This is a genomic window from Agrobacterium tumefaciens (assembly GCF_017726655.1).
Lineage (GTDB): Bacteria > Pseudomonadota > Alphaproteobacteria > Rhizobiales > Rhizobiaceae > Agrobacterium > Agrobacterium tumefaciens_B.
Map to the genome: position 1 here is coordinate 131121 of NZ_CP072309.1, position 13039 is coordinate 144159.

The following is a 13039-nucleotide window of genomic DNA, read 5'->3' on the forward strand; positions in this document are numbered from 1 at the left end:
AAAATCCTCGTCTTTCATATCCAGTCTTGGGTGCTTGGGAAAGGGTTCAGCGCAGGCGGTCGCCCTTGCTGTCGAAAAGGAAAGCCCGGCGGGCGGAAAGGCCGACCGTCAGCCGGTCGCGATTGCCGACATCGCGCGATTCCGGCCGTTCGATGATCAGTTGCTCGCCGCCTTCGGTTCGGGCATAGACATAGCTGGTATTGCCGAGATGTTCGGCGACATCGACATGCACGGTGAGATCGGCATCGCCCCCGGCCGCATCGGCAAAATGCTCTGGCCGGATGCCAAGCGAGACCTTGGCCCCCTCGTTGACACCTTCCTTTATCGGCAAAGTCAGCCGCACCGCAGGATCGCTGTCGAGAGCGAGCGTGACGCTGTCGGCCCCGCTGCCGACGACGGTAGCGTCGAGAAAATTCATCTTCGGCGAACCGACGAAACCGGCAACGAAGCGGTTGGCGGGATCATCGTAGAGATCGAGCGGCGCGCCGACCTGTTCGATATTGCCCGCCCGCAGCACAACGATCTTGTCGGCCAGCGTCATCGCCTCGGTCTGGTCATGCGTCACATAGATCATCGTCGTGCCGAGTTGCTTGTGCAGCCGAGATATTTCCACGCGCATCTGCACCCGCAATTCCGCATCGAGATTGGACAGCGGCTCGTCGAACAGGAAAACCTGCGGTTCACGCACGATGGCGCGGCCGATGGCAACGCGCTGACGCTGCCCGCCGGAAAGCTGTTTTGGCCGGCGATCCATCAGCTCGTTGATCTGCAGGATTTCGGCGGCGCGGCTGACACGCTTTTGCGTGTCGGCCTTGGGATTACCGTTCATCCTGAGCCCGAATGAGAGGTTTTCGGCGACAGTCATATGCGGATAAAGTGCATAGGACTGAAACACCATGGCGATGCCGCGATCCGCTGGATCGGCGTCGCTCACCGTCTTGCCGCCAATCACGATATCGCCGCCGGAGATATCTTCCAGCCCGGCTATCATGCGCAGAAGCGTGGATTTGCCGCAGCCGGACGGGCCGACAAACACGACGAATTCGCCGTCTTTCACTTCCAGATTGGCGCCGTGGATCACTTCCAGCGCACCATAGCGCTTGACCACGTTTTTGAGCGAAAGTTCCGCCATGGGGCCTCCCCTTACTTGACTGCTCCGGCAGAGATGCCGGCGATGAAGTGACGCTGCAAAGCCACAAAGACGACGATGATGGGTGCGGTGAGCAGCACAGCCCCCGCCATGATGCCGCCCCATGACACTTTGGTGAGCCCGATGAGGGTGCCAAGCGCCACGGGTGCGGTCATCATTCCTGGGCGGGAATTGATGAGAAGCGGCCAGAGATAGTTGTTCCAAGAGGCCAGGAAGAGGATGATGGAGAGCGCCGCCATGGTGGGACGCGCCAATGGCAGGGCGATGCGCAGGAAGATCTGCCATTCCTTGACCCCTTCCACGCGTGCCGCATCGAAAAGCTCCGTCGGCATCATCGAGAAGGATTGCCGCATGAACAGCACGCCGAGCGAGTTGAAGAGCGGCGGCACGATCAGGGCCACCCAGGTGTTGGCGAGCTTGAACTCCCGCGCCACCATGATGAATTGCGGGATGACCACGACGGCAAAAGGCAGGGTGATGGTGCCAAGAATGATGGCGATCACCACCCGGCGTCCGGTGAAACGATACCGCGCCAGCGCCCAGCCCGCCATTGACGTCAGCATCACCGAGAGCACCGTATAGATGACGGCGACGGTGATCGAGATGAACATGGCCCGGAGGAAATTCGTATCGGCCTGCAGGTTGTTGAAGTTCTCGACGAAATTGGTGGAAGGCACCAGAACGATATCGGGGCTGAAAATGCCGTAATCCGGCATGGTCGAAAACACGAACATCATCCACAGCGGAAACAGCCAGATGATGGCAAGCGGTGTCAGCGCCGCATGCAGCGCAATCTTCTGCCAGAAAAGCGATCTCGATTTCGATCTCATTTCGGCTCCCTCCCGACCCAGAGATTGAGCAGTGAAATGGCGATGGCGAGCGCCGCCATGGTGTAGGCAATGGCGGAGGCGTAACCGAAATTGAGCGAGGTGAAGCCCTGTCGATACAGGAACAGCCCCAGCGTTTCCGTGCCGCCGCCCGGCCCGCCCCTGTTGGTAATGAGGAAGGGTTCCGCAAACAGCTGCATGGTGCCGATGACCGACAGGACAACGCAGAACAGGATGATAGGTTTAAGCAACGGCAGGGTGATGTAAAAGAACTGCTGGCGCTTGCTCACCTTGTCCAGCGTCGCCGCCTCGTAGACATCGCCGGGGACCGATTGCAGTCCGGCCAGAATGATGATGGCGTTATACCCGGCCCAGCGCCAGGTCACCGCGATGATGACGAGCGCCATCGCCGCATTGGCATTGTCGAACCACGAGATGGGCGAAAGGCCAACCGACGTGATGAGCTTGTTGATGATGCCGAAATCGGAGCTGAACATCAGCCGGAACACCGCCGCATAGGCCACCTCGCCGACAACGACAGGTGCAAAGAAGGCAAAACGATAAAGCGGGCGTGCTTTCAGCAGCGGCGAATTCAGGAGCACCGCCATGACGGTGGCAAGCGCGATCATCACGGGCACCTGAATGACCAGAATGATCAGCGTATTATAAAGCGCATTATAGAAGGCCGGATCGGAAACCAGCCGCCCCCAGTTCATGGAAGGCGCGAACCGCCATGGGTTGATGCGCGTATTCTGGAACGACAGCATGAATGAGCTGATGATCGGCCAGAGCCAGAAGGTGGCAAAGATCAGGAGATAGGGCGCAAGAAACGCATAAGCGATCCTGTTCCTGGACGGCATGACGACCTCCATGTGCCGGACGGTGTCCGGATAGATGGAAAAGCTTCAGAAAGAGCGCGCCCCTTTGCGGGGAATGCCTTTGCAAAACGGTGCGGCCTATTTTCTTCTCCCCGCGCGGGAGAAGGTGGCCCGAAGGGTCGGATGAGGGGGCTGGCTCTTGGTATATCTCTAACCTCGCCCCCTCATCCCGCTGCCGCGGACTTCTCCCCCTCGGGGAGAGGAAACTTGTGGCACCCGCCCGGTTCCTAAACCAGCGAAGGTTTACTGCGCGACAGGGAGCCCCGTTGCCGTTTCGATCTGCTTGGCCGCATCGTCAAGCGCTGCTTTCGCATCGGGGTAGCCGCCCGCGAAATATTTCGTCTGCGTCGCCTTGTAGATCGCATCCGCATCTGACTGGAATGCCGTGCCGCGGCTCGGCACGATCTTCGGCAGGGTGGCGAGAATATCGGTCCACACCGCCTGCCCGCCCCAATAGGCCTGCTTTTCCTTGACGAAGGGATCATCGATGGCGGAAAGCAGCGAGGGAACGAGGCCGAAGGATTTCAGCATCGTCACCTGACCTTCATTGGTGGTCAGTGCATAGTCGATATATTTCCACGCGGCTTCCTTGTGTTCGGATGTGGAGCTGATCGCCAGCGACGAGCCGCCGAGATTGGCCGCGTGCGGACCATCAGGCGTCAGGCTTGGCATCAGATAGACACCCCATTTGCCGGAGAGATCGGGAGAGCCGGAGCGGATCGTACCCTCATACCAGGCGCCATACATCTGGCTCGCGGCCTTGCCGGCCGTGTTGGCCTGGATCTTCTCATCCCAAATTGCCGCCGTGATAATGCCAGCGTCTTTCATCTCCTTGACCTTTTCAAGGGTCGCAACACAGGCGGGCTGGTTGATGGTGATGTTCTGGCCATCGGTCGAAAAGTAACCGCATCCCTGCTCATTGGCGATCATACGGAACCATTCGCTATCGCCGTTGAAATCGGCCTGTGCCATGACGGTGCCGGGATTTGCGGCCATGACCTTCTTGCCGGCAGCGATGAAATCATCCCAGCTCTTGATGGTGGCCGGATCGACGCCTGCCTTCTTATAGAAGTCCCGGCGATAAAAGACCGCCACCGGACCGGAATCCCACGGAACGGCATAGGCGACACCGTCAACCTCAAGTTCGGTGCGCTTAAAGTCAGGGAAAAGCGCCTGTTTCTCAGGCGTATAGCCAAGCTCGGTCAGATTGGCGAAACAATCGGGAAAGCGGCTCCAGAACAGTTCCGCTTCGAAATTCTCGATCGTGACGATATCCGGAAGACCATCTCCGCCGGCTGCGCATGCCGCCAGCGTCTTGTCAAAAACCTGATTGTTTCCAAGGTCTTCAACAACGATCTTGATATCAGGATTCTGCTTGTTGAAGCCTTCCACCGTGGATTTCAACGCGGAAGCCGCGACATTCCAACTCCAGATGGTGACGGTCTCGGTTTGCGCGAAAGCGGGTGCTGCAAGAAGCAGCAGGGCCGTAGACGCGCCAAGAAATTTAAAGCACATTGAAAACCTCCCTTTTTCAATTGCTGTTCTTCAGCGAACATAGGCACATTAGCGAGGGCAGGAAATCTGTCTCGTAAAACGGGAACATCGATTTGGCGAAAAGTAAGATTGCCGAAAGAGCCTTCTACCAGCCGGGCGCCAGCAGCATCGAAGGCATGCCGACCACGCTTCAACTCTTCCATAATCATCCACCCATCATGCTCCGGCCGCACTGGCATGCGCAAGTGGAGGTGAATTATATCATGTCAGGATCGGTGCATTACCGCATGGGCGATCACGACCTGTCGCTTGACGCCGGGCAGATGTGCATCTTCTGGGGCGGCCAGCCGCACCAGATGGACCGCTCCTCGGACGATTCCTTTTACGCTGGCGCGCATCTGCCGCTTGTGCACTTCTTCCGGATGCGCCTGCCGACCGCCGTTTCCAGCCAGTTGATGGGCGGCGCGACGATGGTCAGCGCCGAAACCGACGGGGCCGATCCGGAAAATTTCGGCCGCTGGTTCCGCTATGCAACATCAGGTAACCCCGCGAAAGCACAGCATGCCGTGGAGGAATTGCTGCTCAGGGTGGAGCGCATGTTCCTTGAACCCTATTCCGTTATTTCCTCCGCCTCTTCTGGAAAAAGCAGAGAGGATGATGGCACGGCGCCCTCCATCAGCGTCGTGCGCATGTGCGACTTCATTGCCGCCAACTTTCTCGAGGACATCGACGCGACCGATATTGCCCGCGCCGCCTCGCTTCATCCGAAATATGCAATGAACCTTTTCCGCAAATCCACCGGCATGACGCTTATCAAATATCTGACGCTGCTCAGACTTTCCCGCGCGCAGGCGATGCTGATGACCGGCAAGGACAACATCCTGCAGATCGCGATGGAAAGCGGCTTCGGTTCGGTCAGCGCGTTCAATAAGGCATTTCGCCAGATATCAGGCATGTCTCCCTCCGATTTCCGCCGCGACACGCGGTCGGTGGCGGCTTAATCGACGGCATCCTCTTGGAGGGAAGTCGCACCATTGCGCTGCCTCGCGGCCTGCCGATAGGCGCGTGGCGAACTGCCCAGCATGCGCCGGAACATGGTGGTGAAAGCCGGAATGTTTTCATAACCGGCATCCAGCGCCACATTGGTCACCGCCTCTCCCGCCGCAAGCCTCGGCAGCGAGGCGAAGATACACGCCTGCTGGCGCCAGGTGACGAAGCTGACGCCCAACTCCTTGCGAAACAGACGCGTGAAGGAGCGTCGGCTGATGCCCATGGCCGCCGCCCAATCGTCGATCTCCACCCGCGCCACGGGCCTGTTGAGGAACTCCCGACAAAGCGCCGCCAGCCGCTGGTTGTCCGGAAAGGGCAGACCCAGCGGACGTTCCGGCAGCCGATTCACTTCATCCAGCAAAAGAGCACGCACCAGCCCCTGCCTGTGAAACGCCGAGGGCTGATGCTCTTCCGCCAGCAATTCGGAAATAAGGCTCGAGGCCAGATCGGTTATTTCCACGACCCTTGGAGACGTAGCCTGGAAGAGATCAGGATGCACATAGATGGAGTGCATCTCCACATTGGATATGACTTCGGCCTCGTGTTGCAGACCCGCAGGAATGAGGAGACCATGACCTGGCGGTATCATCCAGCGTCCATCCGCGGTGCTGACCAGCACCACACCCCGGCGCGCGCACCATATCTGCACACGGCTATGGTTATGGGGTGGTGTGCGATGCCCCGTCGGATAGATGCGATGAAGCGCCAGCACCGGCTCGTTGGTGCCGTCGATCAGTTTCAGGCTACGCTCATGCTCTTCGAGCGCCAGCATCGCCTGACGCGATTTGATTTTTGCCATTTGGCCCACTCACAAAGAAAATCGTCCAGAACACAAATGCAGGCCAGACACAATATGAATAAAAGCAGGAGCAAATAAAGACATGTTTTCCGCGCCATCAGCGGGGATCTGAAGAGGACTTACCATGGCCACCGTCACCAGCACCGGGTTCAACCCGCAACGCACGGCGTTTTCAATCATCGCAGCCGCGAGCTTCTGCCATATGCTGAACGACATCATGCAATCACTGCTGACGTCGCTCTATCCGCTGTTGAAGGCGAACTACGCGCTCGACTTCATGCAGATCGGCCTGCTCACGTTCGCCTTTCAGGTGACCGCGTCGCTGCTCCAGCCGGTCGTTGGCATGGTGACCGACCGCTGGCCGATGCCCTTCTCCCTGCCCGTCGCCATGCTCTCCACCTGTGCTGGGCTCATTACCCTTGCCTTCGCTCACAGCTTCGTGGTTCTTGTTCTCGGTGCATGCCTGATTGGCGTCGGTTCGGCGATCTTCCATCCGGAAGCCTCTCGCGTAGCCCGTCTGGCGTCCGGCGGGCGTCACGGCCTTGCGCAGTCGTTTTTCCAGGTTGGCGGGAACACGGGCACGGCCATCGGCCCGCTGCTCGCCGCTTTCATCGTCATCCCGTTTGGCCAGACGAGCCTCAGCTGGTTCTCACTGATCGCGCTGCTCGGCTTCGGTGTTCTGTCGTGGGTCGGCGTCTGGTACACCCGTCACCGCCGCGCGACGGTCGGCAGGCCCGCCGCCAGCCGCACCTTGCCGCTCGCACGCGGCACAGTCATGATGACTTTGTTGGTGCTGGTGGTGCTGACTGCGACGAAGAACGCCTATCTCGCCAGCCTGTCGAGCTACTTCACCTTCTATACCATCGACAAGTTCGGCCTGGGCGTACAGGATGCGCAGGTTCTGCTGTTCCTCTTCCTCGGCGCCTCGGCACTGGGCGTGTTCTTCGGCGGCCCGATCGGTGACCGCTTCGGCTCGCGAGTCGTCATCTGGTTCTCGATCCTCGGCGTCATTCCCTTCGCGCTGCTGCTGCCCTATGCGAACCTGTTCTGGACGGCCATTCTCGTCGTCGTCATCGGCTTCGTGTTTTCTTCCGCGTTTTCGGCCATCGTCGTCTTTGCGCAGGAACTGGTACCGGGCCGCGTAGGCCTGATCGCCGGCATGTTCTTCGGTTTCGCCTTCGGTTTCGGCGGCATCGGGGCTGCGGTTCTGGGTGTCTATGCGGATAAGGAAGGCATCGAGTTCGTCTACCGCATCTGCTCCTACATGCCGCTGCTTGGCCTCCTCACGGTATTCCTGCCGAAACTGCCGAGCCATCGATAGGGCTGGACAAAAGCGGCGGTCACTTCAAACCTGACCGCCGTCCCGCATCAAGCCGATTTTCGTAACATAAGATCGGCGTTGAGGAGAATTCGATCGCGGATGCGGGTCACCTGACCCTCCTCCTCATCCAGCTTCTGAAAGAGAAGCTCGATCGCCAGTCGGCCGATCTCGTTGTAATTCTGTGCCACCGTCGTGATCGGCGGGTTGGCGTAACGTGATAGCGGATGGTCGTCATGCCCTGCCACCCGAAGATCATAGCCAGCGCCATGACCAACCTTCAGGCCCTTCTGCGCGGCCGCGGCGATGACGCCAAAGGCGATCCGGTCGTTCGCACACAGGATAGTGCGGGAGGGCAACTGGCCCATGTTCTCAAAAAGCCGGCTCGCCTCATCGAATGCGAACCGCTCGAAATCCCATCGCGCCTGCTTGGCGACATCGAGGCATAGGGGTTCGCGACCAAGGCGCTGCATTGCCTCCTCGTAGGCTATGCGCCGGGTCACGGAGTTGGTGTTGACCTGCGGCATATCGAAATAGCTTGGCGGCTCACCCGAGCGACAGAGGTAATCAACGATCAGGTCAACGCTCTGCCGGTTATCCGTCCCGACGAAGGCCGACCTCTCGTCCAGCGGCGAATCGACATAAACGATGGGTATCGTGGCGGCGAGCTGTTCGAGCGTCGAGCAGTGCGATGTGACGCCGAGCGGCGCGATGATAGCGCCCGCCACATTCATGGACTTGAAAGTGCGGATGGCCCGGTCTTCGATTTCCGGTTTTCCGTCCGAAGACAGCACGAAGGCGAGAAAACCGGCCTCGTTGGCGATCGATTCGATACGGTTCGTCAGCGCCATGTAAAAAGGATCGGCATAGTTCGGAATGACGATACCGATAATATTGCTGCGACGGCGGTTGAGATTGACGGCAAAAATATTTGGCCGGAAGCCAGATTTCCTCAGCGCTTCCTCGATCGTCTCCCGTGTTTTCCTACGCACCGACGATGGGTCGTTGAAGTATTTTGACACCGTGGGGCGCGAGAGCCCGACGAACTCCGAAAACTCCTCCATCGTTCTGATAGACTTTGCCAAGATGCTGCCCCCATGAAAGACTCATGGTCAGATTACATCGCTCTTTCTTGTCACGAAAGGGCGGCTGCATAGGCTGCTCGAACCCTAAACATGATACGATGTAAACTATACTTTCCTATCAGAAAGGAAGCTGGATGCCTTCAGGGGCTATCGGCGCCAATCCTGACGCCATGTCTGTCAAAAACATGCAGCCGCGCCTGCGGGAACCCGACCCGGAGGGATTTGCCCGGCTGCAATAGCGCCCGATCCGACGAAAACAGCTTGAAGGGCAATCCATGCACGGTCAGATGCAGGATGACACCGAGACCGGTCGGCTCGACGAGATCGACGGTCGCCTCGATACCCCCGTCGGCTGGCGCAACAGTGACGTGTTCCGGGCGGATGCCGAGCGTGACCGGCTCGCCATCGGCGAGGTCCACTTCCCGGCCAAGCGCAAGGCGCGTGCCGTCACCCAGCACGACGAAACTGTCGCCACTCTCCTGCCCGAGCCGCCCTTCGAGAAAATTCATCCCGGGCGAGCCGATAAAGCCGGCAACGAACAGATTGGCAGGACGATCATAGAGATCGAGCGGCGCGCCGATCTGCTGCACATGGCCGGCATTCATGGCGACGATGCGTGAGGCGAGCGTCATCGCCTCGATCTGGTCATGGGTGACGTAAACCGAGGTCGCGCCAAGGTCGGCATGCATGCGCTTGATTTCGGCACGCATCTGTTCACGCAGCCGGGCATCGAGGTTGGAGAGCGGCTCATCGAACAGGAAAGCCTTCGGCTGGCGCACGATGGCGCGGCCCATGGCGACGCGCTGACGCTGGCCACCAGAGAGCGCCTTCGGGCGGCGTGCGAGATAGGGATCGAGTCCTAGCTTGGCAGAAGCGCCCGAAACCGCCGCGGCGATGGTTTCCTTGGGGCTGCGGCGCAGGCGCAGGCTGTAGCTCATATTGTCGGCAACGCTCATATGCGGATAGAGCGCATAGGACTGGAACACCATGGCGATATCCCGGTCCTTCGGCCGGCGATCATTGACACGTTCACCGTCGATGGAGAGGTCGCCGGACGTTATCTCTTCCAATCCCGCGATCATGCGCAGCAGCGTCGATTTTCCGCAGCCTGAGGGGCCGACAAGGACGATGAACTCGCCATCCCTGATATCAAGATCGACGCCATGCAGCACGGCGAGATCGCCATAGGTTTTGCCGACATTCTTCAGCTCGATGGAAGCCATGGGATTATCCTTTCACCGCACCGGCCGTCAGGCCCTGCACGAGATAACGTTGAATGAGCAGGAAGAAGAGGCAGGCCGGAATGAGCGCTAGGACGCCCGCCGCCATCATCTGCCCGAAATCGACGGAGAATTTCGAGACGAAGGTCAGAAGGCCAACCGGGAAAGTGGCGCTCTGATTGCCGGAAATCAGCATCAGCGCAAACAGAAGCTCGCTCCACGCGGCGGTAAAGACGAAGCCGAGCGTCGCGGCAATGCCTGGCAGCGTCAGCGGCAGGATAATCTGGCGGAAGGCCGTAAACCGGCTTGCCCCGTCAATCATCGCCGCCTCTTCCAGATCTTTCGGAATGCCGTCGAAGAACGACTGCATCAGGAAGGTGGCGAAGGGAACGTTAAAGGCGGTATAAACGATGACGAGGCCCGTTAGGCTATTGGTGAGGCCGAGCGGCGACAGCATCTTGAAGATCGGCGCGACCAGCATGACCAGCGGAAACATCTGGGTGATCAGCATGAGCGCCACGATCCAATATTTGCCCTTGAAACGGAAGCGTGACAGAGCGTAACCCGAGAGCGAGGAGAGTATCGTGACGGCAATCGCCGTGGAGCCCGCGACGATGACGCTGTTCTTAAAAAACGTCGGGAAAGCACTGTTTTCTATGACGAAACGATAATGATCCCATGTCGCGCGCGATGGCCACATTCGCACCCCTTCGCTGTAAAGCAGATCATTCGGCGTTACGGAAACCTTCAGCAGCCAGAACAGCGGGAACAGTGCGAAGGCGATATAGGCGAGGATCGCGAGACGATGGGCAAGGGTGAGAAAAATCCTTGATGTCATCGGTCAGTCCTTCTCAATCAGGCGCTGGCGCAGCAGGACGATCAGCATGGAATAGGCGAGCAACAACGCCAGAAGCACCAGCGCAATCGCCGAGGCGTAACCGAAGTCCAGCCGCTTGAAGGCCTGCGTGAAGATGTAGCTCGCAACAATCTGCGTGCGGTCGGCTGGGCCGCCATTGGTCATGACGATGATGAGATCGGCGAAATTGGCGATCCAGACGGTGCGCAGCAGGATGGTGATGGCGATGGTGGGCGCCAGAAACGGCAGGGTGATGGAGGTGAACCGCTGCAGCGGGTTCGCCCCGTCAATTTCTGCAGCCTCGTAAAGATCGCGCGGGATCGCCTGAAGGGCGGCAAGAAGGGTTATGGCGAAGAAGGGAATGCCCCACCAGACATTGGCGATAATCGGCCCCCACATCGCAAGCTGCGGATCGGCAAGGATATTGTTGGGGGCGGATAAAAGCCCAAGCGAGACCATCCAGTGCGGCAGCGGGCCAATGACCGGATTGAACAGCCATGCCCAGTTGAGGCCAGCGAGAAATGTCGGAACGGCCCATGGCAGAAACACCAAAGCCTGCGCCAGTCCCCTGCCCGCAAAGGGCTTATCGAGCAGAAGCGCCAGAATGAGGCCGAAGAAAAATTGCAGGAAAACCGAAGCGCCGGTCCACCACAGCGTGTTTTTCAACGCCCGGTAAAAGGCCGCATCCTGCGACAGCGTCTCCAGATGTTTCAGGCCAACGAAACCGCCCGAGAACGGATTGAGCAGCTGCACATCACGGAAAGCATAGGAAAGGCCGAGCACCAGCGGCACCAGCATGACGGCGACGATCAGCACAAGCACGGGCGCGCTATAGAGCCAGGGTTCGGCCCAATCGGCAAACCGCCGCATCGCTGGCTTACCAGCCGGTTTGCGCGCAGCCACCGGCCCGGCGCCATGGGCATAGGACATTGTATCGCTCCCTGATCGGACGACGAAACGGACGGGTTTTCCAGCCTCTCGGCTTGCCGATCCGAAAAATTGCAGGAAAAAGGCCTGTCGCAGCGAAGGCCGGCAAGACCGCCGCACAGGCATTTGCGCCCGCGCGGCTGGTGCGTGTCGTTATTTCGAGGCGAGGAACTTCTGCTGCGCCTTGGTCATGTAATCAGCCCATTGCTTGGCCAGATCTTCGGGCGTGATGTCGCCGAGCAGCGCTTCCTGCGAGGTCTTGATCACGAGCGAGTCCTTGAAGAAGGCGAATTCCTCAAGATAGGTCGGCATTTTCGTCGGCACGGCATTCTTGTCGGCCAGTTCGTCAAACCAGCCCTTGAACTGCTCGCTGGCATAGAAGGGGTCCTTCTCCGCCGACTTGTGCACCGGCAGCGCGCCGGTCTTCTTGTTCCACTCGATATTGCCTTCCGGCCCTTCGAGCGTCTCGATCAGCTTCCAGGAAAGGTCCTTGTTTTCAGACTTCGCCATCATCGACCAGCCGGCAAAACCAATCGTCGGGAAAGTCTTGCCGTCAGGCCCCTTCGGCATGGTCATGACGCCGAAATCTTCCGGCTTCATACGCTGGGCAATGGCGATCAGCGCATCCGGATCCTGATCGAGGAAAGCGCAGGTGCCGGAATAGAAGCCGGCAACGATCTCGTTGAAGCCCCAGTTGACGCTGTCCTTCGGCGCCAGTCCGTTCTTGTAGAGATCGATCACATAGGTCAGGCCCTTCACCCAGCCGGGGCTGTCGAAGGTGGAGGTGCCGTCCTTGGTGAAGAACTCGTTCGAACCGGCCATGGAAGCGCCGAACATCACCCAGCCGTTGAGGCCGCCGGGGCCGCCGCGCAGGCAATAGCCATACTTGCCCGGAAGGGCTGCGACCTTCTTGGAGGCGTCCGCAAATTCCTCAAGCGTCTTCGGCGGCTCCTTCACACCAGCCTGTTCCAGCAGCTTCTTGTTGTAGAACATGGCGCGCAGGTAAAAGCCGTAGGGCAGCATATAGGCCGTGTTCTTCACGTCGCGGCCGAGTTCAAGCGTGCGCTCGCTGAGCCCTGCTGTGTGTTCCCATTTGGCGAGGTAGGGCTCAAGGCTTTCGAGCATGCCGTTATTGGCGTAAAGCGACAGCCAGGTGTCGGGCATTTCCATAACGTCAGGAACATCGCCGGCAGACACCATAGTCGCGAATTTCTGGAAGGCCTCGCTCCAGGGAAGCGAGATGATTTCGACCTTGGTGCCGGGATTGGCGGTCTCGAATTTCGAGACGATGCCCTTCAGCGTTTCGGTTCGTTCCGGGCTGGTGATGACTTCCACCAGCTTCAAGGTCGTATCCGCCAGCGCCGTTCCGGTCATCAGGGCGGTAAAAATTGCTGCTGCTACCAGTTTTTTCATGTCGTTCTCCCCTTTTTGTGGT

General features: G+C 59.1%; 12 protein-coding genes. 2 read left to right on the forward strand and 10 right to left on the reverse strand.

Annotated features, from left to right (window positions below):
- Window positions 1-46: 46 nt before the first annotated feature.
- From AT6N2_RS14795 to AT6N2_RS14810, 4 genes are all read right to left on the reverse strand, one after another.
- Window positions 47-1132: an ABC transporter ATP-binding protein gene (locus AT6N2_RS14795; RefSeq protein WP_209089930.1), complete on the reverse strand. Its 1086-nt coding sequence runs from the start codon at window positions 1130-1132 to the stop codon at window positions 47-49.
- 11 nt (window positions 1133-1143) lie between these two features.
- On the reverse strand, window positions 1144-1980 hold the full coding sequence (locus AT6N2_RS14800; RefSeq protein ID WP_209089933.1) for a carbohydrate ABC transporter permease: 837 nt from the start codon (window positions 1978-1980) through the stop codon (window positions 1144-1146).
- On the reverse strand, window positions 1977-2837 hold the full coding sequence (locus tag AT6N2_RS14805; protein ID WP_209089936.1) for a carbohydrate ABC transporter permease: 861 nt from the start codon (window positions 2835-2837) through the stop codon (window positions 1977-1979). Before AT6N2_RS14805 ends, AT6N2_RS14800 begins: the two co-directional genes overlap by 4 nt.
- Window positions 2838-3098: 261 nt before the next feature.
- Complete coding sequence (locus AT6N2_RS14810; RefSeq protein WP_209089940.1) at window positions 3099-4370, reverse strand: ABC transporter substrate-binding protein; 1272 nt, start codon at window positions 4368-4370, stop codon at window positions 3099-3101.
- An 86-nt stretch (window positions 4371-4456) separates the two neighbouring features.
- Here AT6N2_RS14810 and AT6N2_RS14815 point away from each other — a divergent pair, with 86 nt between their 5' ends.
- Window positions 4457-5350 (forward strand): helix-turn-helix domain-containing protein, encoded by an 894-nt coding sequence (locus tag AT6N2_RS14815; protein WP_209091866.1) that lies wholly within the window; start codon window positions 4457-4459, stop codon window positions 5348-5350.
- On the opposite strand, the gene AT6N2_RS14820 is transcribed toward AT6N2_RS14815, so the two are convergent.
- On the reverse strand, window positions 5347-6198 hold the full coding sequence (locus tag AT6N2_RS14820) for an AraC family transcriptional regulator (protein ID WP_209089943.1): 852 nt from the start codon (window positions 6196-6198) through the stop codon (window positions 5347-5349). The two genes, AT6N2_RS14815 and AT6N2_RS14820, sit on opposite strands and share 4 nt — an antisense overlap.
- 124 nt (window positions 6199-6322) lie before the next feature.
- Between AT6N2_RS14820 and AT6N2_RS14825 the strand changes: the two genes are divergently transcribed.
- The gene (locus AT6N2_RS14825) at window positions 6323-7519 is read left to right on the forward strand and encodes an MFS transporter (protein WP_209089947.1); all 1197 of its coding nucleotides are present in this window, start codon (window positions 6323-6325) and stop codon (window positions 7517-7519) included.
- 47 nt (window positions 7520-7566) lie between these two features.
- Here the strand turns inward: AT6N2_RS14825 and AT6N2_RS14830 are convergent, their stop codons facing one another.
- The 5 genes from AT6N2_RS14830 to AT6N2_RS14850 form a co-directional block, all read right to left on the reverse strand.
- Window positions 7567-8580 carry a LacI family DNA-binding transcriptional regulator gene (locus AT6N2_RS14830; protein ID WP_209091867.1) on the reverse strand — a complete coding sequence of 338 codons (1014 nt, stop codon included), beginning with the start codon at window positions 8578-8580 and terminating at the stop codon, window positions 7567-7569.
- A 161-nt stretch (window positions 8581-8741) separates the two neighbouring features.
- Window positions 8742-9824, reverse strand: a complete 1083-nt coding sequence (locus tag AT6N2_RS14835) for an ABC transporter ATP-binding protein (RefSeq protein ID WP_209089949.1) — start codon at window positions 9822-9824, stop codon at window positions 8742-8744.
- A gap of 4 nt (window positions 9825-9828) precedes the next feature.
- A complete protein-coding gene (locus tag AT6N2_RS14840) occupies window positions 9829-10659 on the reverse strand; it encodes a carbohydrate ABC transporter permease (protein ID WP_035228147.1) in 831 nt (276 codons plus the stop codon).
- Window positions 10660-10662: 3 nt separating this feature from the next.
- Window positions 10663-11607, reverse strand: coding sequence for a carbohydrate ABC transporter permease (locus AT6N2_RS14845; RefSeq protein WP_063949931.1), 945 nt, complete (start codon window positions 11605-11607; stop codon window positions 10663-10665).
- Window positions 11608-11757: 150 nt separating this feature from the next.
- Window positions 11758-13017, reverse strand: a complete 1260-nt coding sequence (locus AT6N2_RS14850; RefSeq protein ID WP_209089952.1) for an ABC transporter substrate-binding protein — start codon at window positions 13015-13017, stop codon at window positions 11758-11760.
- Between the last annotated feature and the right edge of the window lie 22 nt (window positions 13018-13039).